The organism is Mycobacteroides chelonae (assembly GCF_016767715.1).
GTDB lineage: Bacteria > Actinomycetota > Actinomycetes > Mycobacteriales > Mycobacteriaceae > Mycobacterium > Mycobacterium gwanakae.
Map to the genome: position 1 here is coordinate 597,310 of NZ_CP050145.1, position 25,970 is coordinate 623,279.

Here is a 25,970-nt window from a genome sequence, read left to right on the forward strand (position 1 = left end):
GCGTTCATGACTTCTCACCCGCCGGAAGTGCGTCGAGTTCGGAAGGCGAGTCCTCGTCGCCGGATTCGGGCGCCTCGTGGTGTTCTTCCCTGCCGTCGGTGACGGGTTCAAGTGGTTCCTGGGCGACGCGCGCGTCCTCGGCGTCGTCGTCGACGATGTCATCGGCTTCCAACGTGAACATGCGATAGATCAGGGCGAGAGTGAATGCGGCAACACCCATGGTGATGACGATCGCGGTGAGGATCATGCCCTGGGCCAACGGATCTGCCATAGAGGTCCGGCCCGCGGACTCGCGTCCGATGATCGGTGGATTACCGGACGGGCCACCCACGGTGAGGATCAGCAGGTTCACCGCGTTGCCGACGAGAAGCAGACCCAACACCATGCGCGTCAGGTTGCGTTCGAGCATCAGGTACACGCCGCATGCGGTGAGGGCGCCGATGATGATGAGTAGTCCGAGATTGGTCATGACGCGCGCACCCCCGCCCGGGCCCGTGGAGACTCTTCGAGCTCCACATCCAAGCGTGCGCCCAGGCTGCGCAGCACATCGAGTACCAGACCGACGACCACCAGGTACACGCCCAGATCGAAGAACAGCGCCGTCACGATCTTGACGTGCCCAAATCCAAGCACATCGAATTGGATTGTGGCCGAAGACAACACCGGGGCACCCAGCAAGATCGAAGCGAATGCTGTCCCGCCTGAAAATGCCAGCCCGAGCCCGAGGATCTTGCCTGCGTCGAATGGCAGTGTCTCGCCCAGCTCATACCGCCCACCGGCGAGGTAGCGCAGTACGAGAGCCAGACCGGCCGTGAGGCCACCGGCGAATCCACCGCCCGGAACGTTGTGTCCGGCGAAGAAGAAGTAGAACGACAACACCATGACCAGCGGGAAGATGAGCCGTGTCGCGACTTCCAGAACCAACGACCGGTGCTTGGGGTCGCGCAGTTCGCTCCCCCGCAACCAGACGCTGGAGGCCACCACCACATCCGGTTGACCCGCCGCGTCCCCGACCCGGGGAGCTCTCCCGAAACGCCGGTGCCGGAACATCAACGAAGCCACGCCCGTCGCGGCAACCAGCAGTACCGAGATCTCGCCGAGGGTGTCCCAGGCACGGATATCCACCAGCAGCACGTTCACCGTGTTGGCGCCGTGCCCGCGCTGATATGCCGCCTCGGGGAGCAGGTCGGCGATCGGGCGATCACGTCGTGCCGCCATCGCGTACACCCCTAGCGCCGTCACGGTGCATCCGACCGCAATCGCGAGCGCGGCACGGGGTAGCCGGAATCTGTTGGCCTGCTCCGCATCCGACTCGGCGGGTAGGGCGCGCAACACCAACACGAAAATGACGAGGGTCAGGGTCTCGACGAGGAATTGCGTCAGCGCCAGATCTGGCGCCCCGTGGAGTGCGAAGATAACGCCTGTTCCGTAGCCAGTGATGCCGACGAGCAGCACCGCCGCCAGACGGTTGCGCATGACGGTGGCGCCGATGGCGGCGGCAAGCATCAGTAACCCGACCACCCCCTGCAGCGGCGAATCCCACAGTTTGAGGTGCGGCTCGTCGCGGGCTCCGAGTGCCAGCACAATGGTCGGCAGTGTCACCAGGGTCACCAGAATGGTGGCCTGGGTGAACGGGATCGAGCCTCGTTGCGTCAGTGCGGTCAGCCGCTGGGACAGCACATCGGCACCGCGCAGAACGGCGTCGTAGCCGCGGTCGGCATTGCCCAGCGGGTTGACGGCGAGCCGGGCCTTGCGCAGGCGTCCCCGCGAGAAGAACGCGAAGATACCGACTGCGAACGCGATCGCGGTAAGCAGCAGCGGTACGCCGAAGCCCTCCCAGATCGCGATATGCGCGTCGACAGGATTGGCGTAGCTGCCCAGCGCCCAGTTGAGCCAGTCGGGCAGTATCCCGGCCGCGATGCTTGCCACCGACAGCACGGCGGGTGCCACCAGGAAGGCAGGCGCCGGAGCGTGCATGCCCTGCACGCGGGCGCTTGGCTCGGGTAAACCCTTGCGTGCGAATGCTCCCCAGATGAATCGCATGCTGTACGTGATGGTGAACATGGATCCGACGACTATCCCCGCCAGCACCCAGGGGGCGGACGAACCGAGCACCTGACTGTGCAGCACCGTCGCGAAGGCTAGCTCCTTACCGACAAATCCGAGGGTCAGCGGCACCCCCGCCATGCTCGCGGCGGCCAGCCCGGCAATCACGAGTAGAGACGGTTCACGTCTTCCGAGCCATGCCAACTTGCGGATATCGCGGGTCCCTACGGTGTGGTCGATGATTCCCACCACCATGAACAGTGCAGCCTTGAACAGGGCGTGCGCGCACAGCATGACCAGACCGGCCAACAGGATGTCGGGATCACCGGTGCCGGTGAGCACCACCAGGAATCCGAGTTGGCTCACCGTGCCGAAGGCCAGGATCAGCTTGAGGTCGTACTCGCGCAGGGCGCGCCAGCCCGCCAGGATCATGGTGGCGATGCCCAACACCAGCACGATGGGCCGCCACGGTGTCGCCTCGGCGAACCCGGGCGACATACGGGCCACCAGATAGATACCGGCCTTCACCATGGCTGCGGCATGGAGATAGGCGCTGACCGGGGTTGGTGCGGCCATGGCGCCGGGAAGCCAAAAGTGTAGGGGGACAATGGCGGACTTGCTCAGTGCACCGATCAGTATCAGCACCAGACCGACGCTGGCGGCCATACCCGATGGCGGGTCTGCGATGAGGTCGGAGAGCAGGAAGCTTCCGCCGACATGGCCGAGCACGATGATCCCGACCAGCATCGCCAGTCCACCAGCAGTGGTCACCAGCAGTGCTTGTACCGCCGCGCGGCGACTCGCGAGTCGTTCTGCGTAGTGACCCACCAAGAGGAAGGACAGCACGGTCGTCAGTTCCCAGAAGATGTACAGCAGCAGCAGGTTGTCGCTTATCACCAGACCGAACATGGCCCCGGAGAAGGCCACCAGCTCGGCAGCGAAACTCGGAAGCCGTGGCTCGGTGTGCCCGTCCCGATGCCGGAAGTAGCTCGCGCAATAGAACAGCACCAGTGACCCGATGCCGAGCACCAGCACGCTCATGATCGCGGCCAGCGAGTCGAAGCGCAGAGAGATGTCCATCGCCAGCTCGGGCACCCAGGGGATGTCGATACGAGTGTCCGCCCCGGCGGCAGGCCATCTTGCCAATACCCAGATCAGCGAACCCAAAGGGGCCAGGGCAAGAGGGTAGAACGCCAGTCGACCAACGCGCGCCACAAGTAGCGGCGCCATCGCGGCGGCAAGTGCGTGGGCAAGCAGAATGGCAAGCAAAGGCACTCCCGTCTATCGGTTGTTGGGCGGGGTGTCGTGCTGCCTAGTTTACGGGGCGCTCGTCGATTGGCGCGACGCAACCCTTTTCAGCGGTTGTCAGCAAACGCGCGCAGGGATGCTACCTGCACGGGATCCAACGACGGACGTACTGTGGCCCGCGCGGTTTCGATATCGGCGACTGTCACATCGGCGGCGTCGATGGATCGCCGCATGGCCGCCATCGCGGCCTCGCGCAGCAGCGCCGCACAGTCGGCGGCCGAGAAGCCGTCCAGGCCAGCTGCGAGCGCGTCCAGATCTACATCGGCGTCCAGCGGTACCGCCCGCGCGGCCGTCTTGAGAATGTCTTTGCGGGCCTGAGCATCCGGTGGCTCGACGAACACCAGGCGTTCCATCCGGCCTGGACGCAGCAGCGCCGGGTCGATGAGCTCGGGCCGGTTGGTGGCGCCGAGCACCACCACATCGCGCAGCGGTTCCACCCCATCCAGTTCGGTCAGCAGGGCCGCCACCACGCGATCGGTGACACCCGAGTCGAAGCTCTGCCCGCGCCTCGGCGCCAGTGCGTCCACCTCGTCCAGGAAGACCAGTGATGGCGCCGAATCGCGCGCACGCCGAAACAGCTCGCGCACCGCCTGCTCGGAGGCGCCGACCCACTTGTCCATCAGCTCGGCGCCCTTGACCGCGTGCACCGACAACCGTCCGGAGCTAGCCAGCGCCCGCACCACGAAGGTCTTTCCGCAGCCGGGCGGTCCATACAGCAGTACCCCACGGGGCGGGTCCACGCCGAGGCGTTCGAAAGTGTCCGGATGCTGCAACGGCCACAGGACGGCCTCTGTCAGAGCCTGTTTGGTGGCCACCATGTCGCCGACGTCGTCGAGAGTTATCGACCCGACGGCCACTTCCTCAGTGCTGGAACGAGACAGCGGTCGGATCACCGACAGGGCACCGACAAGATCTTCCTGGGTCAGCGCGGGGGCGCTGGCCTTCTCGCTGGCCCGTGCCGCTGCCCGCAATGCGGCTTCGCGGACCAGCGCGGCCAGATCGGCCACCACAAAACCCGGTGTTCGCGCGGCGATCTCGTCGAGCTGTAGGTCCTGCGCCGGCACCTTCGTCAAGAGGACTTCCAGCAGTGACTTACGGGTAGCGGCGTCGGGCAGGCTCAGGCCCAGCTCACGGTCGCACAGCTCGGGAGCGCGCAGGCGCACGTCAATGGCGTCGGGATGTGCGGTCGTTGCGATGAAGGCAACGCCGGAAGTGGCTACCGCTGAACGTAGTTCGGCCAGGATGAGTGTCGCCACGGGTTCTGCGGTGGCCGGCAGCAGCGCGTCGATATCGGAGATCAGCAAGACGCCGCCAGCCTGCCGGATCCGGCTCACGGCCTCCCGTATCGCGGTGAGACGTCCTTCCGCGGTGGTGGCCCCCACTTCCGGCCCGTCCAGCTCGACGAGCGTGCGCGGCGCACAGACCGCGCGCGCCAGCGTCGTCTTGCCGACGCCGGCGGGGCCAGATATCAGCACACCCAGATTCGGCTGTGCACCCAGTGTTTTCAGCAAGGCGGGTTCATCGAGGGCGAGTTTGAGCCACTCGGTGAGCCGGGTCGCCTGCGCCCGGGAGCCCTTGAGGTCCTCCACGGATATCGCGGCGGGGGGCTCGGGTGACGGAGCCACAGCGGCGACGGCTTCGGCAGGTAGAGCCGTCTGTTGCGCATTGGGGCTCAACGGGTTTGTGCCCTGCCAGCTGACAAGAGAATTGGGTTGCACGCTGACCGGACCGGCCGGATCGACCGCCGTCACCGTGAGCAACTCGGAGGTCCAGGTTATCCCCACCGACCGGGCCAGCGTCGTCGTAGCCTCCGACGTGGACGTGCCAGGTCCGAGGTCCCGTGGCAGCAGCGACACGGTATCCCCAACGGTCATGACCTTGCCCAGTAGCGCCAGCCGAAGAGTCGCGGACGAAACAGATTGGGTGGCAAGAGAAGAACCGCTGACGCTGACTGACCGTGCGCCATACACCGTTACGGGGGCGACGATGACCGACGCATCCTCGCGCAACCCCGCGTTGGACAGCGTGACGTCGTCGAGCAGGGCGGTGCCGGCCGGAACTGAGCGCGGTGCAACCCCGACGACAGCCGCCGTTGTTCGTGATCCGGTCAGAGAAATCGCATCCCACTCCCGGATACCCAGGGCTGCAATCGCTTCTGGATGCAATCGGACGACACCGCGCCGCGAGTCGACGGCCGAAGTGTTGAGGCGAGCGGTGAGAGTCAGTGACGGGCCATTGGGGCCAAGAGCATCGGGATGTTCGCTCATGCGTACCTAGCGTGGCCCACCGGGCCGGCGCAACCCCAGACGCTCCGCTGTGCGCCGCTTGGGGAGTGCGGCGTGCCGGAAGGCGCGCCGCTGGTCCCGGCGCTGATCGCGGCGTAGATCCCGTCGCTCCTTGGGTTTGGCGTCCCACGACTCGGGTCGGGCCGCCACCCAGCGCTGACTGCGCCAGGCGAACGGGATATGGGCAAGGTAGACAACGATCAGAATCAGCAGCAGTACGTACGGGTATTGCAGCAGTCCGGCGGCGGCCACCGTCACCAGCGCGAGCAGCAGGACCACCATGCGGGGCGGCACGGAGACGGATTTCATGGCCGCGGTGGGGATCTGGCTAACGATGAGCATGGATACGAACACCATCCATGCGCATATCGCCCATACCGACGACCACCATCCGTCGCCGAATTGCAGCAAGGCCGCCAGCGGGGCCAGCACCATCAGCGCGCCCGCGGGGGAGGGCACTCCGACGAAATACTCCTTGGTGAACGCGGGTTGGGAATCGTCGTCAAGCAATGTGTTGAAGCGAGCCAGCCGCAGCACGATGCACACCGCGTAGAGAAGCGAAAAGACCCATGCTGTCGGGGTATCCGAGAGCATCGAGATGTAGAGCACCACCGCGGGCGCGACACCGAAGTTCACCGCGTCGGCCAGCGAGTCGATCTCCGCGCCCATTCGCGATGTCGCGTCCAAGAGCCGGGCGATCCTGCCGTCGAGACCGTCGAGGATCGCGGCCGCGGCGATCAGGGTCAGCGAGATGTAGGGCTTTCCGTCGAACGCGAACTTGATCGAGGACAGGCCACCGCAGATCGCCAGCACCGTCATCACACTCGGCAGAATCCTGATGTGTACGGGGCGCTTCGAGGACGCGGCTTGGTTCATGACTGAGCCGCTTACGCGTTATCGGTGGAGGACGGCAGCTCGGCCAGCACGGTCTCGGCGCCCACGGCTCGTTGCCCTGGCTGGACAAGAATTTTCGACCCCTCGGGCAGGTAGGTGTCCACCCGGGAACCGAATCGGATCAATCCGTAGGTGTCGCCGATGGACAACTGGTCACCGACCTTGGCGTGGCAGATGATCCGGCGTGCAATGAGTCCGGCGATCTGGACCACCACCACATCGTGCCCGGTGCGAGTACGGATGTGCACGCTGTTGCGTTCGTTGGCAACGCTCGCCTCGGCACGGTCGGCCGACAGGAACTGCCCACTGCGGTGAATGACTGCCGTCGCCTCACCGGCGACGGGGACCCGCTGCACGTGAACATCGAACACCGACAGAAAGATGCTGATGCGGGGGAGAGGCTCGGCGGGCAGCCCCAGTTCCGGCGGAGGTACCGCGCGATCGACCAAGCAGATCTGGCCGTCGGCCGCGGCCACCACCACATCGGCACGGTTGGGTGGGATGCGCGCAGGATGCCGGAAGAATGCGGCGCACGCGCCCGCGAGCGCCAGCCCGGTTCCGCGAATCCAGCGATTCTTGAACCCAAGTCCCGCCAGCCCAACTCCACCGGCGATGAACGGGAGTCCTGCCGGATGGATCGGTGGGATCGTCGTGCGGATGAGTTCGACGATATGCGGGATGCCGGAGTCCGGCTCTGAACCTACGGGGCGGGGGCGTCTTGCCACCGGACCATCCTAGTGATGCGGGCATGCAGTTGGGGACGTGGTTCCCCAGACGCCGTTGTCAGGTGGTGCCTCCCGTGGGGTATCAACGAGTCACCTGAGTAATACACCTTTACGGTGCAGTCGGGTCGTATTCGCTCTTGGGCACCAACGAGTGCGAGTCTCACGCGAAAATCTGTCGTGAAATCCGCGTGAGGCTCGTACTCGAGTTCTCGGTGCTCCGCGGTGACTAGACAATCAACCGCCGTGATCAGCTCAGATTCCACACGCTGACAGTGGTCCCCGCCGCGAGTTCGGTGACATCCTCGGGGATGTCCAGCAGGCAGTTCGAGGCCGCCAGCCATCTCAAATGATGCGATGCGGGAGGTCCGACAGCCGTCACGGTCCCTCTGTCGGCATCCCAGCACCCGCGCCGGAACTGCCGCTTACCCGCGGGCGCGGAGATGGGATCGGTGAGGACTGCCTCGTGGCGCGCCCGCGCGGGCGCCAGCCCCATCGCCGCGCGTAACGGCTCGCGAATGAACACTTCGAACGACACCAGCGCGCTGACGGGATTGCCGGGCAGAGTGAGCACCGGGACGCCATTGACGAGTCCTGCTCCCTGTGGTTTGCCGGGCTGCATGGCCACCGAGACGAACTGGACACCGGCGTCGGTGAGTGCGTCCTTGACCACCTCATAGGCTCCGGCGCTGACTCCACCGGTGGTGATGACCAGGTCGGCCTGGGCGCCGAATTCGTCGAGTACTGCGAGGAATTGCTCGACATCGTCTGCGACGGTCGGCGCCACCACGGCGTCGGCCCCGGCCTCCTGGACAGCGGCGGCAAGCATGATGGCGTTGGATTCATAGATCTGCCCGGGCTTGAGGTCGGTGCCCGGGGGCACCAACTCGCTGCCGGTGGAGGCGATGACCACCCGCAGGCGCGGATGCACGGTCAGCTCCTCGAGTCCGAGTGCCGCCGCCAGACCCAACGCCGGCGCCATCAGCCGGGTGCCGGCGCTCAGTACGGTGTCGCCAACTCGTACATCCTCGCCTGCGGACCGGATGTGCTGGCCGGCACGGGGTTCTTCGGTGATGGCCACGGATTCGGTGCCGCCGTCGGTGACTTCGACGGGCACCACCGCGGTGGCACCGGCGGGAAGGGGCGCACCCGTCATGATCCGGTGCGCGGTACCGGGTTTGAGCGTCAGGACGTCGGTGCGCCCGGCCGGGATGTCCTCGGTGACCGGCAATGTCACCGGATTGGTGGGCGAAGCCCCCGCGAGATCGTCGCGGTGGACCGCATACCCATCCATGGCCGAGTTGTCGAACACCGGCAGATTCAGTGGCGCGATCACGTCGGCGGCCAGGACCAGTCGCTCAGCCGCACCTACCGGCACCCGGACAAGCGCGGGCGCCTGGATCAATCCCGCGACGACTTGCTGGTGTTCGGCGACGGAACGCATCGGCTCATTATTGCCCGACCACCCAGCGCATACCGCACGCAGGGGTTTCGCTGAGTCCGGTGGGTTCGGAATGCCCTCGGCGTGCGCCGCGCACGGCATGGCGGGAAAATAGCGCCATGACCGTCGGCGGAGTGCTCTTCGATATCGACGGGGTCCTGGTGACCTCGTGGGAGCCGATCGACGGCGCCGCGCAGGCCCTCAAGGTGCTGGAGAGTGACGACGTTCGTCGTTGCTTCTTGACGAACACCACCTCGCGTACCCGAGTGCAGATCGCGGAGCTGTTGACCGCCGCGGGCCTGGCGGTGCCCGCCGACGAGGTGATTACCGCCGCCATGCTGACCGCCGATCATGTGATCGCCCAGCACCCCGGCGCCCGGTGCTATCTGCTGAACGACGGAGACATCACCGCCGACATGCCCGGGGTCGACTTCGTCGAATCCCTCTCCGATGATCCCGACGTCATCATTCTTGGTGGGGCCGGTCCGCAGTTCGATCATGTGGCGCTGAGCCGGGTATACGACCTGATGGCTCAGGGAATCCCGGTGGTCGCGATGCATCGCAACGCGGTGTGGAGCACACGCGAGGGATTGCGCGTCGATACCGGTGTGTACCTGGCGGGCATGGAGCAGGTTTCGGGGCGCAAGGCGGTCGCTGTCGGCAAGCCCGCCCCGGCGGGATTTCAGCTGGCCGCCGAGCGGATGGGGTGCGAGCCGGATCAAGTCGTGATGGTGGGCGACGACCTGCATGTCGATGTGCTGGCGGCCCAGGTCGTCGGGATGACGGGTGTGCTGGTGCGCACCGGGAAGTTCCGTCAAGACACCCTCGACAGATGGGCTGCCGATCAGTATTCGATGCAACCCGCGTACGTCATCGATTCGATCGCCGATTTGCCGTCCTTGTTGTCGGACCTGTGAGCCAGAATCTGCCTCATGATCGACCACTTCGGTATCAACTGCGCGGACCTGCCGACCGCGGCCGCGTTCTATGACAAGGTGCTCGGGGTTCTCGGGTACACGCGACAGATGGATTTCGGTGTCGCCATCGGGTACGGGACCGCAGGAAAGCCTGACTTTTGGATCGGCGGCGGCGATGCCGCGGGCGGACCCAATCGTGAGATCCATGTTGCCTTCTCTGCCGAGAGCACCGAGAAGGTCGACGAGTTCTTCACGACGGCGACGGGTGAAGGCGCCGAGGCCCTTCATGCGCCGCGGCTATGGCCGGAGTATCACCCGGGTTATTACGGTGCGTTTGTCCGCGACCCTGATGGCAACAACGTCGAGGCGGTGTTTCACGGGGCGGCGCCCGCCTAAGGGCCGGCACAGACAATCGGCGCCGGCGCGCTGGCCGGTTCCCGGGCTGGCGATGCGGGTTTGACGGGTGCCGCGTCGGCGGGCATGACGATCGGAGGCGGTGCGGCGCCCTGTTGACCGGCGGAATCGGTGTCCGAGTCGGGTTCGGGTGGCCAGTCCACACTCGTCGGGGGCCAACTCTCGGCCTTGTCGCCGCCGGTCGCGGCGGCTGGGGGCGCACATCCCTGCGCTGCGCCGAAGTCGACGGGGCTGCAGTTGTCCGCCCGTGCCACGGATGCCGGACCGACAATGAGGCTTGCGCACAGGGTGGTGGCGATGATCAGCCGTGCCATTCGGTGGCGTTGTGGTCGCGCGTGGGTAGGGCTCATAGCGAAAGAATGTCCCCGTACACGTTCACGCTGTCGTCGGACTTGTCGGTGTCGATCAGCGCCGTCGTGAAGAAGCGGATGGAGACTGGTCCGCCGCAGGCGTCGACTTTCACGTGGGCGTCGTGAACCACGATTTCGCCGGTGCGTCCTTTGAGGGCCTTCTTACCCAGCACGATGTTCTTGATCGTCCCCGGAAGCAGATTGACCGAGATGCTCCCGTTGACTTCCGCGTAAGGGCCGACCATAGCCAGCAGATTGCTGCCGCCGGAGAAGCCGGGACTGACTCCCGCGTCCGCGCCGACGTCGACGCTTCCGCCCTCGCTGAGGTCGATCTGGCAGCCCAGCTGCAACCCCATGACGAGGGTTCCGGAGTTGACCGGAACCGCGCCGTTACCGTCGATGCTGGCGAGGGCCTTGCCGGTGACAAACCCCTCTCGTGTGAACGCTGTGGCGGCCATGTTTGGCACAGAGTTGATAGTCATCCGCGACAGCGCAGCACTCAGATGCCAGCCGTCGTCGGTATCGGCAGACTGGCTGACGTCGGCGACCGGCAGCGGGTCTGCCGCAGCCACTCCCGTGCCCGAGCACAGAAGTGAAATTACAAGGGTGGCAACAGAAGTAAGTTTGCGCACGGACCCGCCTTACATGCAGTAGGTGGCCAAGCTCAGTGATCCGGCGATGAGCGTATTGACCCCTGCTGTGGGATTCCTGGTATCGAACACCGGGAGAACTGTGAATAAGCAGGCTGGGCAGCGCGGTGGATCTGGGGCAGGATGCGTGTGTGACCGCACATTGGAGCGCCGCCGACATTCCCGACCAGACGGGACGCGTCGCCGTCATCACCGGTGCCAATACCGGACTGGGCCTGGAGACGGCCCGCGCGTTGGCGGCAGCGGGGGCACAGGTAGTTCTTGCGGTCCGCGATCTGGACAAGGGTGCTGCCGCTGTCGAAGAGATCGGGAAGACCACGCCCGCGGGCAACCTGGCGCTGCAGCGCCTGGATCTATCTTCCCTCTCGGATATCCGTTCTGCTGCTGAACAATTGGGTGATCAATACCCACAGATCGATCTGCTCATCAATAACGCCGGGGTGATGTATCCGCCGAAGGGCAACACCGCGGACGGTTTCGAGCTGCAGTTCGGCACCAACCATCTGGGCCATTTCGCCCTCACCGCCCTGCTGCTGGAGAACCTGACGACGGTGCGTGGCTCCCGCGTCGTAACCGTCAGCAGTAACGGTCATAAGTTTAGAGCCGCAATACATTTCGATGACTTACAGTGGGAGCGCAATTACAGCCGGGTGGGGGCCTACGCCCAGTCCAAACTCGCCAACCTCTTGTTCACCTACGAGCTGCAGCGGCGTCTCGAGGCCGCGGGGGCGGAGACGGTGGCGTTGGCGGCACATCCCGGTGCGTCGGGTACCGAGTTGATGCGTCACATCACCTTCGGTCCGGAGGCGTTCAGTGCGGCGGCGTTGAAACTCGCCCAGAGTCCGGCCATGGGCGCCTTGCCCAGTCTGCGTGCCGCTACGGACCCCACCGCCGTTGGTGGCCAGTACTACGGGCCCTCGGGCTTTGGTGAGTTTCGTGGGTGTCCCAAGGTGGTCAAGTCCACCAGGCAGTCACACGATCAGGCTCTGCAACAACGGCTTTGGTCTGTCTCGGAAGAGTTGACTGGAGTGAAGTTCCCCGTCTAAGCCGTTCCCGCCGACTGTCGACTTTCGGTGTCGCTAAGCGAGAAAATCACACGATAAGCCGACACTCGGAGGTCTAGAGCTCCCGATGCAGGGTGCGCACGGCGACGATGCGTTCCTTGAGCTGATCGCGGGTGGCCGCGGCCACCGGGGGGCCTCCGCACCGCCTGCGCAGCTCATTGTGAATCCAGCCGTGCGGTTTACCCGACTTGAAGTGCGTGGCCGACACCAAGGCGTTGAGCTCGCGACGCAGTTCGCGCAGTTGACCGTGTGTCGAAGTGATTTCCGGGGGTACCTCGCCGGAAGCGGTGCGCTTCGTGAGCTGCTCTTCTTGCCTGCGCCGCAACAGATCTCGCATCTGATTCGGATCGAGCAGGCCGGGAATGCCGAGGTACTCGGCTTCCTCCTCGCTGCCCGCTGGCGTCGCGGTGCCAAAGGAGGCTCCGTCGAAGATCACCTGATCCAGTTCGGCACTGGCACTGAGCGATTCGAAGCCCTTCTCTTCCTCGCCCGGCTCGGTGCGCTTGCGCTCCACCGGCTCCTCGTCGCCCATCGGCTCGCGGTGTGGTTTACCGAGTACGTGATTGCGCTGCTCTTCCAGCAGACTGGCGAGTTCCAGCAGTGTCGGCACCGAGGGCAGGAAGATGCTGGCCGTCTCACCTTGTGTTCGGGAGCGCACATACCGACCGATCGCCTGGGCGAAGAACAGCGGCGTCGAGGCGCTTGTCGCGTACACGCCCACGGCAAGGCGCGGCACGTCGACGCCCTCGGACACCATGCGCACCGCGACCATCCACTCGCTGGTGCTGTTGGAGAACTGCGCGATGCGATCCGAGGACTTCGGGTCGTCGGAGAGCACCACCGTGGGTTCCGATCCGGTGATGGTGGTCAGTAGTTTCGCGTAGGCGCGGGCCGCCTTCTGATCGGAGGCGATGATCATGGCGCCGGCATCGGTCATCCCGCCATTGCGCTTCTGCTGCAGCCGCGCATGGGCGGCGCGCAGCACCGCGGGTATCCATTCGCCATTGGGGTCCAAGGTGGTGCGCCATGCGCGCGCAGTCTGCTCGGCGGTAAGTGGTTCGCCGAGGCGAGCGGCATGTTCCTCGCCGGCACTGTCACGCCAACGGGCCTCGCCCGAGTACGCCATGAACACCACGGGACGCACCACGCCGTCGGCCAGCGCCTCGGAGTAGCCGTAGGTGTGGTCGGCTTGCGAGCGCTGGAAGCCCGCACCGTCGGGCTCGTAGTTGATGAATGGGATCGGGCTGTCGTCACTGCGGAACGGGGTTCCGGTCAAGGAGAGGCGCCGCGTCGCGTCGTCGAAGGCTTCGCGGACCGCTTCACCCCAGCTCTTGGCATCTCCGGCGTGGTGGATCTCGTCGAAGATCACCAACGTGCGGTGGTTCTCCGTGCGGACCCGGTGCCGGGTGGGGTGACTTGCCACCTGCGCATAGGTGACGACGACTCCGTGATACTCCGAGGAGTTCTGTGCGTCCGAGTTGCTGAATCTCGGGTCCAGAGACAGCCCGAAGGAAGCGGCCGACTGAGCCCACTGGACCTTGAGGTGTTCGGTCGGCACCACCACGGTGATCTTGTCCACCGTACCGTCGGCCAGCAGCTCGGTAGCAATGCGCAGGGCAAACCTTGTTTTCCCTGATCCCGGGGTCGCGACCGCCAGGAAATCTCGGGGCTTGGCGGCCAAATACCGCACTAATGCCCTACGCTGCCAGCCCCGCAATGTATGGGTGCTGGGCGCCTCTACAGCCCGCACCCGTCAGACTCCTCACTGATTGGACTGCAGACTAGCGCAACGGATTACGGGAGTGCATCCCGACGGGCGTGGCGGGCACCGCGTGTCGTGTCACCAGAGTGACAGTCGGCGACAATCAGCACAGTGCCCGCCTCTTTCCGTTCAGCTCACTTCACCGGGAAGACCACGTCGGTGAGTTCTTCAGATACCGACCACAAGCGTCGCTGCAAATTGAGGTCATAGGATTGCTCGCTCGATGCGACGACCTTCGGGTTACCGCGTTGTTCGCCGAATCCATCCGGTCCGTAGTACTGCCCGCCCAGGGCCGCAGGGTCTGTGGCGGCCCGCAACGTGGGCAGCGCGCCCATGTCCGCACCCTGGACCAGCAATGGCGCCACGACGTTGAAAACGGCCCGGACCCACAGCGGAGAGTTGCGGGCCAGCTCGGTGTTGGAGCCGCCGGGGTGCGCCGCCAGGGCGGCCGTATTGGTGCCTGCCAGGCGCCGCTGCAGTTCGTAGGTGAACAACAGATTGGCCAGCTTCGATTGTCCATAGGCCGCGACCCTGTTGTAGTCGCGTTCCCATTGCAGGTCATCGAAGTGGATCCCGGCGCGAATGCGGTGCCCGATGCTGGAGACGGTCACCACACGTGAACCCTCGACAGGTAGCAGGTGGTCCAGGAGCAGGCCGGTGAATGCGTAGTGCCCCAGGTGATTGGTGCCGAATTGCAGCTCGAAGCCGTCGGCGGTGGTGGATTTCTCGGTCCACATGACCCCGGCGTTGTTGATCAGCAGGTCGATCTTGTCGTAGCGCGACTTGAGCTCGTCACTGGCCCGGCGTACGGACTCCAGCGAGGAAAGGTCCAACGGCTGCAGGGTCACGTCGGCGTTCGAGTGGGCCGCGGTGATCGCGTCGGCCGCTGCCTTTCCCTTCTCCGTATTGCGCACCGCGAGCACAACGTGGGCGCCGTGCGCGGCGAGCGCCTTGGCGGTCTCCAGCCCGAGGCCGGTGTTGGCACCGGTGATGATCGCGACGCGACCGGTCTGATCGGGGATGTCGGTGGTATTCCATTTGGTCATGCGGGCTCCTTGGGTAATATCTTCAGTAACCGGGGCGGCTACTCCGCTTACGAATATACGGAACGCACGCCCCGTTTTGTCAAGGCGTGTTGGAACCTCGAGGAGTGTGAGATGGATCAACCTGCCCGGCCCTTGCGTGCTGACGCCGCCCGCAACCGTGCGCGGGTCCTTGAGGTTGCCTATCAAACGTTTGCCGAGGAGGGACTCGGTGTCCCGATCGACGAGATCGCGCGGCGCGCGGGAGTGGGTGCCGGGACCGTCTACCGGCATTTTCCGGCCAAGGAGGATCTGTATCGCGCCGTCGCGGAAGACCGGATGAGCACGGTGATCGGTAAGGGGCGCGAGCTACTGGAGTCGGCCGATCCGGGTGAGGCGCTGTTCGGATTCCTGCGCGTGATGGTCGAGTGGGGTGGGACCGATCAGGGATTGGTGGATGCCCTGGCCGGCGCGGGCGTCAGTGTCGAAGCTCTTATCCCTCAGATCGAGGAATCGTTCTACGCGGTCCTGGGTGATTTGGTGAAGGCCGCACAGCGGGCGGGCACGGTGCGCTCCGATATCGGCGTGCACGAGGTAAAGGCGCTCCTGGTGGGGTGCCAGGCCATGCAGAGCTACAACAAAGAGGTCTCGCAGCAGGTCACCGACGTTGTCTTCGACGGGCTACGGCCGCGTCGTTAGGCGCGTCATAGGTAGGGCCGTGTTCGAGGCTCAGCGTTGCCGCTCCCGAAAACCGGCGAGCAGTCTCTCTCGCAGCGCCGCGCTGGGGCCGTCCTGCGGGATCTGGCTCAAGATCGACACGGTGGATTTGTACTGGTTCAGGTAGTTCACGCATCCGTCGCACTCCAACAGGTGTGCCTCGAGCTTCGCGCGCTTGACCGGTGATAGTGAATTGTCCAGGTACTCCGTGATCAGTTCGACGAGTTCGTCGCAGTTCATTCAACTCACGTCCTTCATGTAGTCCTCAAGTCCTTGGCGAACCGCCGCCCGTCCGCGATGCAGGAGTACGCGCTGGTTGGCCGAGGTGATTCCCAGGTGTTCGGCGACCTCCTTCGAATCGAGTCCCAGTAGGTCCCGCATCGTCACCACCACGCGCTGCGTCTCTGGCAGCCCGTCGAGTTGCAGAACTACGTGGGCGAGCAGCTCCTCGGAGAGCACTAGGTTCTCCGGCGTCTCGGGAAACGAATGCGGGGCGGCGTCGTCGCGCCAGTGGCCCACCCACTCGCCGGTGTCCTGGAAACGGCCCGGGTCGACGATCCCTCCGGTAAATGCCGCGATGGCCTTCGCGGTATCGCGACGTTCGCGGATTCCCCGTTCCTTGGCGATGTTGATCAGGATCGTGAACAGCCAGGTGCGCAGTGATGATCGACCTTCGAATGCGTCGATCCCCTTGCACAATGCGAGCCAGGCCTCCTGCACCACCTCTTCGGCGATCTCGCGGCTTCTCACATAGCTGCGCGCGAGCTGCAGCATCGCGGGCGTGTGTGCGTCCACCACCTGCGCAAACGCGCCCTCGTCGCCTGCTTGTAGCGAAGCGACGAGGGCTGCTTCAGCGTCGCGTGAGTGCATCGACCAAGGTCCAGGCGGAGATGCCGAGGAGCGCGACATCCTTGATGAGGAATTGCCCGGTGGAGGACAGCACCGGGAACCCTCCGGCCGCGCTCTCGAACACCCCCGGTGTGCTGAACAGGAAGCTCACAGTGGTGGCGAACATGCCGATGGCCATGAGGCTGCCGACTGCTGAGAGCCGGGGCAACCACGGCTTGACGGAGAGCAGGACGGCGATCGTGATTTCCACGATTCCGAGTAGCGATGAGAACGTAGTGACCGAGAAGACGTCGTACACCCAGGACATCAGCGGACTGTGGGATACCAGCGGCACGATGCCGTTGGCCTCGAACTCGGTGAACTTCAGCATGCCGATCCACGCGATGACGATCGCGAGCCCATAGCGCGCCAGGGCGACCCCGGTGCGCGCCAAGGGTGCGTCCGGTTCGATGTGACGCTGCAGTTGAGCGGTGATCATGGCGACTCCTCTACTGATGGGGATGGTGACACGACTGAGTGCTCTGCAGGACGCAAAGCGTTACAGCATGGGGGGTGAGACCGAAGGGTGCGACGTGGGTATCGACGTCCGTCCACATCACCACGGCTTTTGATCTGGAGCCGACGTCGTGTTTGTTGGCCCGAGCTTCGGCCAATCGCCCTTGCACTCGCCATGTCCGAGTGCTAAAAATGGCATTGGCACTCACGACCGGTGAGTGCTAGGCCGGGACGGTGAGGCCGCAGCCCACACAGCTGCGTCCGTCCGTCGCGGGCACTGAGCCCGGCCAAAGAACGTGCCACCCCCTATACGGAGGAATCACTTCGCAATGGCCAAGACAATTGCGTATGACGAAGAGGCCCGCCGCGGCCTGGAGCGGGGCCTCAACGCCCTCGCTGACGCGGTCAAGGTGACGCTGGGCCCCAAGGGTCGCAACGTCGTCTTGGAGAAGAAGTGGGGCGCCCCCACGATCACCAACGATGGTGTGTCCATCGCCAAGGAGATCGAGCTGGAGGACCCGTACGAGAAGATCGGCGCTGAGCTGGTCAAGGAAGTTGCCAAGAAGACTGACGACGTCGCGGGTGACGGCACTACTACCGCCACCGTGCTTGCCCAGGCTCTGGTGAAGGAAGGTCTGCGTAACGTCGCCGCCGGCGCCAACCCGCTCGGCCTGAAGCGCGGCATCGAGAAGGCCGTGGAGGCTGTCACCAGCTCTCTGCTGGCCTCCGCCAAGGAGATCGACACCAAGGAGCAGATCGCGGCCACCGCGGGCATCTCCGCGGGTGACCAGTCCATCGGTGATCTGATCGCCGAGGCCATGGACAAGGTTGGCAACGAGGGTGTCATCACCGTCGAGGAGTCCAACACCTTCGGCCTGCAGCTGGAGCTCACCGAGGGTATGCGCTTCGACAAGGGCTACATCTCGGGTTACTTCGTGACCGACGCCGAGCGTCAGGAAGCCGTCCTGGAGGATCCCTACATCCTGCTGGTCAGCTCCAAGGTCTCGACCGTGAAGGACCTGCTTCCCTTGCTGGAGAAGGTCATCCAGGGTGGCAAGCCGCTGCTGATCATCGCCGAGGACGTTGAGGGCGAGGCTCTCTCGACCCTGGTCGTCAACAAGATCCGCGGCACCTTCAAGTCCGTCGCCGTCAAGGCTCCGGGCTTCGGTGACCGTCGCAAGGCGATGCTGCAGGACATGGCGATCCTCACCGGTGGCCAGGTCGTCAGCGAAGAGGTCGGCCTCTCCCTGGAGACCGCCGACATCTCCCTGCTCGGGCAGGCTCGCAAGGTCGTCGTCACCAAGGACGAGACCACCATCGTCGAGGGCGCGGGCGATTCCGACGCCATCGCCGGTCGCGTGGCGCAGATCCGCAGCGAGATCGAGAACAGTGACTCCGACTACGACCGCGAGAAGCTGCAGGAGCGCCTGGCCAAGCTGGCCGGCGGTGTTGCGGTGATCAAGGCCGGAGCTGCCACCGAGGTGGAGCTCAAGGAGCGCAAGCACCGCATCGAGGACGCCGTTCGCAACGCGAAGGCCGCCGTCGAAGAGGGCATCGTCGCCGGTGGTGGCGTCGCCCTGCTGCAGGCTGCCCCCGCGCTGGACTCGCTCTCGCTCGAGGGTGACGAGGCCACGGGTGCCAACATCGTCCGGGTGGCGCTGTCGGCTCCGCTGAAGCAGATCGCCTTCAACGGTGGTCTGGAGCCGGGTGTCGTCGCGGAGAAGGTCGCGAACCTTCCTGCGGGCCACGGCCTGAACGCGGCGACCAACGTGTACGAGGACCTGCTCGCGGCCGGCGTTGCCGACCCCGTGAAGGTGACCCGCTCGGCGCTGCAGAACGCGGCGTCCATCGCGGCGCTGTTCCTCACCACCGAGGCCGTTGTTGCCGACAAGCCGGAGAAGGCCGCCGCACCTGCGGGCGACCCGACCGGTGGCATGGGCGGTATGGACTTCTAAGTCCACCAACGAAGAAGGCCCGGCCTGCGTCATGCAGGCCGGGCCTTTTCGTTGGTGACTCCGTGCGCCGAGTGGGAATCTGGCGTGGGAAATGGGCTCGATTCTCTCGTGAGATTCCCACTCGGCTTGCGGCGCCGAGGTTTACACCGGTGCTGGTGCGATGATGCCGCCGGTCAGACGCCGGTAGGTGTAGACGTGAATCAGACCGGATAGGGCCGCAATCGTCGGGTAGGCGATGATGCCGCCCAAGCCGCAGGTGATGAATGTCGCTGCGACACCGGCGAAAGCAACACCCAAGGTGATCAGGAACACGAGCAAGGCCTGTGCCAGATTGTCTTTGACGATCTGAAAGCTGGCCTTGATCGCATCAACGGGGCCCAGGCCGCGGTCGATGGCGAAGAACACGGCGTACTGGGAGAAGAACCCGAAGATGATTCCACCGATGATTAAGAAGCTTCCGATCAGCACTCCGAGCGCGACCAAGAGCGCGGTCCCCGCGTAGGCGCCGAAACTGCGGGCGCGGAAGAAGGTTCCGAAACTCACGGGCTTGCCGTCGGCGACATCGAGATTGGCGCTGACGATGCAGGCGCCCACGTAGAGGCTGACCGCGAACACCACCGCGTAGAGCAGGATGATGATGGCGATGGCTCCGCCGGAGAACTCGGGTCCCTCATACGAGTATGAGTACGAGGAGCTTGAATCACCGCCGTAGCCGCTGGTGCTGGTCTGCGGCAGGCTGGCGATCAGAATCGCGTAGACGATTCCGAACGGCACACCGATCGCAAGGAACCAGACCAGATACGGCGGAATGAAGGTTCCGAAGCGCTTGGTGACCTGGGCCCACGACCAGCTCCACGACTCACCGGCGCTGAACGGTCCCTGCGGTGGCCACGGCGCCTGCGGCGGATAGCCGTAGCCAACAGGCGGGTATCCCTGGGGAGGGGGCGGGAATTGTCCACCCGGGTACTGGGGGGCTCCCGGCGGAGGACCCGGCTGGTATCCGGGTTGATATCCAGGCGGCGGGGGCGGCTGGTACCCCGGGGGCGGCTGGTGTGGGTCGTACGCTGACGGATCGCCCGCTGCGGGCGGCTCCTGTGGTGGGTAAGTCACCGATTCAGGCTAGCAATGAACATGTTTGCTGAGCCTGGAACTCGCGGGTGTCGCAGTGTCGCGGGCCGTGGCTAATTAGGTGTGCGCGGCGGCATCGCACAGGCTGTGTACGTCCGCTACGAAACCGGACGCAGGCCTGTCGTAGTCGCGGTACGACCAGGGCAGTGCCAGATCGGCGTTGTCCGCCACGGCCTTTGGTGAGAACTCCGCCATGGCAGCGGCGTCCTGGTGACGGGCGAACACGTTCTGCACGTAGCGATGCCCGGTATCGGGTGCGGTGAAAACCACCGCGCGCTCGGGGGCGCGTTCCTTCTCCCATTGAGCGGCAAGGAACGCCGCACCGGTGGACAGTCCCGCGAAGACCGCGTGCCTGCGCAGTAGTTCGATGGCACCCGACTGTGCGGCGCCAAAGCCGATCCAGTGCACCGTGTCGTACAGGCTTGGGTCCACATTCTCGAAGGGAATGGAGCTGCCGATGCCGGCAATGATGATGTCAGGGTCGTCGAGATGTTCCGCGTCGAAAGTCACCGAGCCGAACGGCTGTATCCCCGCCAAGCGGGTATCGGGTGCGTCGACGCGCAGCTCGGTGGCGAGGCTTCCGGTTGATGCGCCGGTACCCACGCCGCCGACAAGGGTCAGCGCGGTGTCCCCGAGTTCGCGCCGGATCTGGTGAGCAATCGGGCGGTACCCAGCGTAGTGAATGTCGTCGTGGTACTGGCGCATCCAGTGGTGGTTGGGTCGCTCGCGCAGAATCTCGTGGATGCGGGCAACCCGGCGGTTCTGATCCAGTTTCAGGTTCGGAGTCGGGGGCATCTGCTCGAAGTGCGCGCCGAGGATGGCCAGCTGCACGCGCAGTGTCTCGTCGACCGTGGTGGAACCCACGATGTGACATTTCAGGCCGTGGCGATGTGCGGCCAGCGCCAGCGCGTGCGCGTAGATACCACTGGAGCTGTCGAGGAGGGTTGTCTCGCGATCAATCGCGCCGCTGTCCAGCAGCTGCTGCACGGCCGCCATGGCCGAAACAACCTTCATGGTCTCGAATCGCAGACAGAACATCCCGTCGGCCAACTGAATCAGGTCGGGGCGCCCCACCGATTCCGCAAAATGTCTGTCCACTCTCAGCTGCCAGCCCTTCTGATCGTATTTGCCCTGTATGTCGACGATGTCGCTACCGCGCCGCCACGTAGTGCGGCGCGTCCGGTGCCATCGGCAACGTGGACGTTGGGGCCGTTCCCCGGTAAGACCGGGCCACCATGATGTGTGCACCCATTCTGTAACAGTCCCGCATGCTGCGCTGAGGCGCGCCGGGTACGGGTCGCGTACTTGGGAATGAGAATCGGGCGGCGCTTCCCGAAGGTCATCTCAGCAACTGTCACGTCCGAGTGGTCGTCGCTGTGCGGTCAATAGTTCCCGGTCGTCTCATATTTCCCCTATCGCTGTGCTGTCGTGTAGACAACACAGCTGTGACATCGCCTCACCCCGCGGAGCCGAGCGGCCCGTCCGTGCTCCGTAGCGTTCCCTTCCTGCGGTTGTGGACAGGCACCACTGCCTCGGGTTTGGCGACCTGGATGTTGCCCATCGTGCTCGGATTTGCGGTCCTCGACGGAACCTTGTCGGCAACCGCGCTAGGTCTGGTTCTCGCCGCCCGGACCGTCGGGTTCTTGGCGGCCGTCCCGCTGGGAGGCGTTCTCGCGGATCGCTATTCGCGACGTGGCGTGATCGCGGTGTCTTCGATGCTGGCAGCAGTGGGGCATCTGGTGATCGCGGGAGGTATCCACCACGTGATTGCGATTCCGGCAGCGGCCGCGGTGCTGGCTGGGGCAGGGCAGGGTGCGTGCCGACCTTCCTACCAGGCATTGACCGCTGAGGTGGTCGCGGTGTCGCAGCGTCAGCAGGCGAATGCCGCCATCACCATTGCCGTGCGGGTGGTGACGCTCGTCGCGCCTGGGGTGGCGGCGTTGGCTGCCGCCCGGCTGGGGGTGGCCCCGCTGCTGATAGTTCTCGCGGGATTGTGGCTTCTGTCTGCGCTCGCACCGCCGGCGGGCCGTGGCCGAGCCGAGGTGGCTGGTTCAGGGTTCGCCGTGTTCAGCGACTTCGCCGATGGGTTCCGAGAGGCTCGCCGTCACCCGTGGTTCCTCGCGGGCCTGGCGGCGTTGACCGCGGTGATCGCGACCGGTTATTCGGCCACCGGGGTTGCGCTGCCGTTGGTAAGCCGTGACCGGTATGGGACTGAAGTGCTGTTAGCAAGCGCGACAACGGCATACGTCGCCGGAGCGCTTATCGGCGCGATCTTTATCAGTCGCTGGCGCCCGCGTAACCAAGGCTGGGCGGCGCTCGCAGGCCTCGCGCTTTACAGCGCGGCACCGCTGAGCTTGATGCTGCCCGTGCCTCTGGCGATCGTGGTGATGGCCTACGTGATCACCGGTATGGGCATCGAGTTATTCAATGTTCCCTGGTTTACCGCCACCCAGCGCGAAGTCGAACCCGACAAGCTGGCCCGGGTGTCTTCTCTGGACTTTCTGCTGTCCTACGGTTTGGCGCCACTGGGCCTGGTGATCATCGCCCCGGCGATGGATCACTTCGGTAGCGCGCCGGTGCTGGCAGTGTGTGCGGCGGTTTGCTTGTTGGCGCCTGCCGCTGCGGCCTTGACGCCGAGCTCACGGCACTTTGGCCAGGCGCCTCGCTCCTGAGAGCAGTCGGTGCTCTGCAGTGAGTCGTGCCGAATGCCCCCGAAGTTCCTGAGACGAAGGTCACCGCGGCGGACGCTACCTCCCGGTGATTGCGGTCTGGTCTCCAAAACTGCAGGGCAATAACGAATTATCCGCTGTGGTTCGCGGTGTCGCGCCCACAGAAAACTACTGCTTCGTCAAGTCTTGGGAACTATTTCGGTCATCGAATCGACTGCTGTGTTAGTGGTCGCCGGTAGTCGGCGGCCGGGCGGTGAGACCGAAGGTGCCCATCCAATCGCCGAGAGGCGAGGGCTGAATCAGGAATAGGGAGTCGATGACGCTCAATGTGAAGGGCGAGGGACTGGGCACGCAGGTCACGGGGATCGATCCCGGGAACCTGGACGGAATCACCACACAGGAGATCCGCGAACTCGTTTACCGGAACAAGCTCGTCGTCCTCAAGGATGTTCATCCCTCACCCGCGGAGTTCATCCAACTGGGGAGATTGATCGGGGAGATAGTGCCCTATTACGAGCCGGTGTATCACCACGAGGACCATCCGGAAATCTTTGTCTCGTCTACGGAAGAGGGACAAGGGGTTCCGCGAACCGGCGCATTCTGGCACGTCGATTACATGTTCATGCCGGAACCCTTCGCGTTCTCCATGGTGGTGCCATTGGCGGTGCCCGGGAGTGATCGGGGAACCTATTTCATCGATCTCAACAAGGTGTGGGAATCGTTGCCGAGCACGGTAAAGGACTCTGTGCGTGGGACGTTCAGCACACACACGCCCCGCCGCTACATCAAGATCCGGCCCAGTGATGTCTACCGGCCCATCGGAGAAATCCTGGCCGAGATCGAAAGGGTCACACCGCCCCAGAAGTGGCCCACGGTGATCAAGCACCCGCAGACGGGGGAAGAGATCCTCTACATCTGCGAGGCCGGCACCGAGACGATCGAGGACGGGGATGGAAGGCTGCTCGATGCCGCGCTGCTTCAGCAGCTACTCGAAGAGTCGGGGCAGCTCGATCCCGACTACGCGTCACCGTTCATCCACGCCCAGCACTACGAGGTCGGGGATATTGTGCTGTGGGACAACAGAGCTCTTGTGCACCGCGCAAAGCATGGAACAGCGGCGGGCACGCTGACGACCCACCGCCTGACCATGCTGGACGGTCTTGAGACACCCGGATACGCGGCGTGAGCGGGGTCGCGGCGACCCTGTCGGTACAGACCGGGCTGCCTTCCACCGGTATGGCCCCGATCGACGAGGATCTACTCGGCAGGGTGCTTGAGCCATATTCCTACAAGGGATGCCGCTATCTGTCCGATGCCGAATACGGAATCACCTCGGACGCGGTGCATGCGCAGGGCAATTTCGCGATCAATGAGTCCGCCTATATCCGGAGCACGGGGCACTTCAACGCCGTCGAGTTGGTGCTGTGCTTCAACCAGCTGGCGTACTGTGCATTCGCTCAAGGTGTTGTCAACGACGATATCTGGGCATTCCGGGGCTGGTCGATCGATGACTACTGCCAGAACCAACTCGCCAACATGCTGATCAAGAGCACATCGTCCCGGTTCCGGCGGCTGGTCAACGCGCAGCGGTTCTCCGCCCGCCTACAGGCCCGCAATTTCCACATCGTCGACCGGTCGTGGCGTTATCTCCAATTCCACAGCACCATCGAATTCTGGGACCAGGATGGCGGATCCGCGGCCGGAGAGTTCGAGCTCGCGGTCCTGAACATCCCGTAGCCCCCGACAGGAAGCGTCTCCCTCTGCCATGTCCGCGTCACCACCCACTGTTTGGGAACGAGTCCTCGAGCAGGCCCGTATCCGGCCAGATCTCATCGCCTTGCGCCGCAGTGACGGCACCGGTGCCGTGAGTTACGCAGAGCTCGTCGCCGAGGTCGGAGGGCTCGCCGCGGCCCTTCGGGCACAGTCGGTGATTCGGGGATCACGGGTTGTGGTGTTGTCGGACAACGGACCCCAGACGTACCTTTCGGTACTCGCGTGTGCGCAGCTCGGCGCCATCGCCGTCATGGTGGACAAGGACCTGCCCGCCGCCGCCATCGCGCGGTTCTGCGAGATCACTGATCCGGCCGCGATCCTCCCGGATGCGGCCGAGGCGACCGGCGGGCTTGATGACCCGAATAGCGACATAGATTGGCCGGCAACGCATACCGGAAGTAACGCCGACGACCCGCTCGCGATGATCTTCACCAGCGGAACGACAGGTGAACCGAAGGCCGTGCTGCTCGCTCACCGCACGTTCTTCGCCATCCCGGATATCCTGCGCGATGAGGGGCTGAGCTGGATCGACTGGGTCGCGGGCGAGACGAGCTATTCGCCGTTACCGGCAACGCATATCGGTGGGCTCTGGTGGATTCTCAACGGCCTGATGCACGGCGCATCGTGTATCACCGGCGGCGAGGGTGGGGCATCGTTGATGGACCTGCTGGTGGGCAATGAGGTGGCGACTGCTTGCCTGGTGCCCACCCTCTTGACCAGGTTGGTGTCCGAACTCAGAATCACCGGGCAAGACGTTTCCTCGTTGCGGTTCATAGCCTATGGCGGCTCACGGGCGATCCCGGACGATGTGCAGTTCATCGAAGCCGCGGGGGTGCGAACGGCTCAGGTCTATGGCTTGAGTGAAACTGGTTGTACGGCACTGTGTCTGCCCACCGACGAGGAATCGCTCGCCAGGATCGAGCAGGGTGCGGTCGGCCGTCCCTATCCCGGAGTGCAGACCTTCCTTTCGGACAGCGAGACCGGCGGACCCATGGACGGCGGCACCTCTGCGCCGTACGGCACGCTGTGGATCAAGTCGCCGGCCAACATGCTCGGTTACTGGGGAAATCCCGACCGTACCCGTGAGGTACTGGCCGATGGATGGGTGAACACCGGCGACCTGGTGGAGCATCGTGACGATGGCTTCTTCTACATCAGGGGGCGTTCCTCGGAGATGATCATCTCCGGAGGGGTCAACGTGGTACCGGACGAGGTTGACAGGATCGCCGAAAGCGTTGCAGGCGTGGGTGAAGCGGCGTGTTACGAGATACCGGACGAGGAGTTCGGCGCGCTGGTCGGTTTGGCGGTGGTACCGGCCGCGCAGCTTGACGAGCTGGGCACCGTTGAGCTCAAGCAGCGGATCGCGGCCACGTACCGCCACGAATCCGAGTCGATGGCCAGGCCGTCGATCATCGCAGTAGTCGCAGATATCCCGCGGACGAAGTCCGGCAAGGTCATGCGTTCGGCATTGGCCGCCTCGCTGAATGGGGCACTGACGCGTGCCTGACA

General features: G+C 64.7%; 24 protein-coding genes. 9 read left to right on the forward strand and 15 right to left on the reverse strand.

Going from position 1 to position 25,970, the window contains the following annotated elements; genetic code table 11:
* Window positions 1-4: 4 nt before the first annotated feature.
* The 6 genes from HBA99_RS02985 to moeA form a co-directional block, all read right to left on the reverse strand.
* Window positions 5-469 (reverse strand): Na(+)/H(+) antiporter subunit C, encoded by a 465-nt coding sequence (locus HBA99_RS02985; RefSeq protein WP_030095721.1) that lies wholly within the window; start codon window positions 467-469, stop codon window positions 5-7.
* Window positions 466-3,315, reverse strand: a complete 2,850-nt coding sequence (locus HBA99_RS02990) for a Na+/H+ antiporter subunit A (RefSeq protein WP_070932357.1) — start codon at window positions 3,313-3,315, stop codon at window positions 466-468. The genes HBA99_RS02985 and HBA99_RS02990 overlap by 4 nt, the downstream gene beginning before the upstream one ends.
* 86 nt (window positions 3,316-3,401) lie before the next feature.
* Entirely contained in the window at window positions 3,402-5,621 is a 2,220-nt protein-coding gene (locus HBA99_RS02995; protein WP_070923435.1) for an AAA family ATPase, read from the reverse strand.
* A gap of 6 nt (window positions 5,622-5,627) precedes the next feature.
* Entirely contained in the window at window positions 5,628-6,515 is an 888-nt protein-coding gene (gene pssA / locus HBA99_RS03000; RefSeq protein ID WP_057965245.1) for a CDP-diacylglycerol--serine O-phosphatidyltransferase, read from the reverse strand.
* An 11-nt stretch (window positions 6,516-6,526) separates the two neighbouring features.
* On the reverse strand, window positions 6,527-7,258 hold the full coding sequence (locus HBA99_RS03005; protein WP_070931564.1) for a phosphatidylserine decarboxylase: 732 nt from the start codon (window positions 7,256-7,258) through the stop codon (window positions 6,527-6,529).
* Window positions 7,259-7,505: 247 nt separating this feature from the next.
* Window positions 7,506-8,699: a molybdopterin molybdotransferase MoeA gene (moeA, locus tag HBA99_RS03010; RefSeq protein ID WP_070951595.1), complete on the reverse strand. Its 1,194-nt coding sequence runs from the start codon at window positions 8,697-8,699 to the stop codon at window positions 7,506-7,508.
* 116 nt (window positions 8,700-8,815) lie between these two features.
* Here moeA and HBA99_RS03015 point away from each other — a divergent pair, with 116 nt between their 5' ends.
* Window positions 8,816-9,613: an HAD-IIA family hydrolase gene (locus HBA99_RS03015; protein ID WP_030095715.1), complete on the forward strand. Its 798-nt coding sequence runs from the start codon at window positions 8,816-8,818 to the stop codon at window positions 9,611-9,613.
* A gap of 15 nt (window positions 9,614-9,628) precedes the next feature.
* Window positions 9,629-10,009, forward strand: a complete 381-nt coding sequence (locus HBA99_RS03020) for a VOC family protein (RefSeq protein WP_057965244.1) — start codon at window positions 9,629-9,631, stop codon at window positions 10,007-10,009.
* Here the strand turns inward: HBA99_RS03020 and HBA99_RS03025 are convergent.
* Complete coding sequence (locus HBA99_RS03025; RefSeq protein ID WP_131822809.1) at window positions 10,006-10,377, reverse strand: hypothetical protein; 372 nt, start codon at window positions 10,375-10,377, stop codon at window positions 10,006-10,008. The genes HBA99_RS03020 and HBA99_RS03025 overlap by 4 nt on opposite strands.
* Entirely contained in the window at window positions 10,374-10,967 is a 594-nt protein-coding gene (locus tag HBA99_RS03030) for an MspA family porin (RefSeq protein WP_057967121.1), read from the reverse strand. The genes HBA99_RS03025 and HBA99_RS03030 overlap by 4 nt, the downstream gene beginning before the upstream one ends.
* A gap of 191 nt (window positions 10,968-11,158) precedes the next feature.
* Here HBA99_RS03030 and HBA99_RS03035 point away from each other — a divergent pair, with 191 nt between their 5' ends.
* Window positions 11,159-12,073, forward strand: coding sequence for an SDR family NAD(P)-dependent oxidoreductase (locus tag HBA99_RS03035; RefSeq protein WP_070923526.1), 915 nt, complete (start codon window positions 11,159-11,161; stop codon window positions 12,071-12,073).
* Window positions 12,074-12,146: 73 nt separating this feature from the next.
* Here HBA99_RS03035 and HBA99_RS03040 read toward each other — a convergent pair whose 3' ends face one another.
* Together HBA99_RS03040 and HBA99_RS03045 are read right to left on the reverse strand one after the other, a co-directional pair.
* Window positions 12,147-13,841: a DEAD/DEAH box helicase gene (locus tag HBA99_RS03040; protein ID WP_070923433.1), complete on the reverse strand. Its 1,695-nt coding sequence runs from the start codon at window positions 13,839-13,841 to the stop codon at window positions 12,147-12,149.
* Between the two features lie 146 nt (window positions 13,842-13,987).
* Complete coding sequence (locus HBA99_RS03045) at window positions 13,988-14,899, reverse strand: SDR family NAD(P)-dependent oxidoreductase (RefSeq protein ID WP_057967075.1); 912 nt, start codon at window positions 14,897-14,899, stop codon at window positions 13,988-13,990.
* Between the two features lie 111 nt (window positions 14,900-15,010).
* Between HBA99_RS03045 and HBA99_RS03050 the strand changes: the two genes are divergently transcribed.
* Window positions 15,011-15,574 carry a TetR/AcrR family transcriptional regulator gene (locus HBA99_RS03050; RefSeq protein ID WP_057967074.1) on the forward strand — a complete coding sequence of 188 codons (564 nt, stop codon included), beginning with the start codon at window positions 15,011-15,013 and terminating at the stop codon, window positions 15,572-15,574.
* Between the two features lie 30 nt (window positions 15,575-15,604).
* On the opposite strand, the gene HBA99_RS03055 is transcribed toward HBA99_RS03050, so the two are convergent.
* From HBA99_RS03055 to HBA99_RS03065, 3 genes are read right to left on the reverse strand one after another with little or no spacing between them, the layout of a single operon-like run.
* Complete coding sequence (locus tag HBA99_RS03055) at window positions 15,605-15,832, reverse strand: anti-sigma factor family protein (protein WP_030095707.1); 228 nt, start codon at window positions 15,830-15,832, stop codon at window positions 15,605-15,607.
* Entirely contained in the window at window positions 15,833-16,462 is a 630-nt protein-coding gene (locus HBA99_RS03060) for an RNA polymerase sigma factor (protein ID WP_070951593.1), read from the reverse strand.
* Window positions 16,443-16,919 carry a YkgB family protein gene (locus HBA99_RS03065; protein WP_070923430.1) on the reverse strand — a complete coding sequence of 159 codons (477 nt, stop codon included), beginning with the start codon at window positions 16,917-16,919 and terminating at the stop codon, window positions 16,443-16,445. The genes HBA99_RS03060 and HBA99_RS03065 overlap by 20 nt, the downstream gene beginning before the upstream one ends.
* Window positions 16,920-17,265: 346 nt before the next feature.
* Between HBA99_RS03065 and groL the strand changes: the two genes are divergently transcribed.
* Entirely contained in the window at window positions 17,266-18,891 is a 1,626-nt protein-coding gene (groL, locus tag HBA99_RS03070; RefSeq protein WP_057967070.1) for a chaperonin GroEL, read from the forward strand.
* A 141-nt stretch (window positions 18,892-19,032) separates the two neighbouring features.
* On the opposite strand, the gene HBA99_RS03075 is transcribed toward groL, so the two are convergent.
* Together HBA99_RS03075 and HBA99_RS03080 are read right to left on the reverse strand one after the other, a co-directional pair.
* Entirely contained in the window at window positions 19,033-20,001 is a 969-nt protein-coding gene (locus tag HBA99_RS03075) for a hypothetical protein (RefSeq protein WP_057967069.1), read from the reverse strand.
* A gap of 75 nt (window positions 20,002-20,076) precedes the next feature.
* Complete coding sequence (locus tag HBA99_RS03080) at window positions 20,077-21,117, reverse strand: pyridoxal-phosphate dependent enzyme (RefSeq protein WP_070923429.1); 1,041 nt, start codon at window positions 21,115-21,117, stop codon at window positions 20,077-20,079.
* A 386-nt stretch (window positions 21,118-21,503) separates the two neighbouring features.
* Here HBA99_RS03080 and HBA99_RS03085 point away from each other — a divergent pair, with 386 nt between their 5' ends.
* The 4 genes from HBA99_RS03085 to HBA99_RS03100 all read left to right on the forward strand — a co-directional run bounded on the left by HBA99_RS03085 (window position 21,504) and on the right by HBA99_RS03100 (window position 25,968).
* On the forward strand, window positions 21,504-22,691 hold the full coding sequence (locus tag HBA99_RS03085) for an MFS transporter (RefSeq protein WP_057967067.1): 1,188 nt from the start codon (window positions 21,504-21,506) through the stop codon (window positions 22,689-22,691).
* Between the two features lie 313 nt (window positions 22,692-23,004).
* A complete protein-coding gene (scoE, locus tag HBA99_RS03090; protein ID WP_046252481.1) occupies window positions 23,005-23,874 on the forward strand; it encodes a (3R)-3-[(carboxymethyl)amino]fatty acid oxygenase/decarboxylase in 870 nt (289 codons plus the stop codon).
* On the forward strand, window positions 23,871-24,425 hold the full coding sequence (locus tag HBA99_RS03095; RefSeq protein WP_057967066.1) for an FcoT family thioesterase: 555 nt from the start codon (window positions 23,871-23,873) through the stop codon (window positions 24,423-24,425). The genes scoE and HBA99_RS03095 overlap by 4 nt, the downstream gene beginning before the upstream one ends.
* A 28-nt stretch (window positions 24,426-24,453) precedes the next feature.
* Entirely contained in the window at window positions 24,454-25,968 is a 1,515-nt protein-coding gene (locus tag HBA99_RS03100; RefSeq protein WP_070951592.1) for an AMP-binding protein, read from the forward strand.
* The last annotated feature ends 2 nt before the right edge of the window (window positions 25,969-25,970 follow it).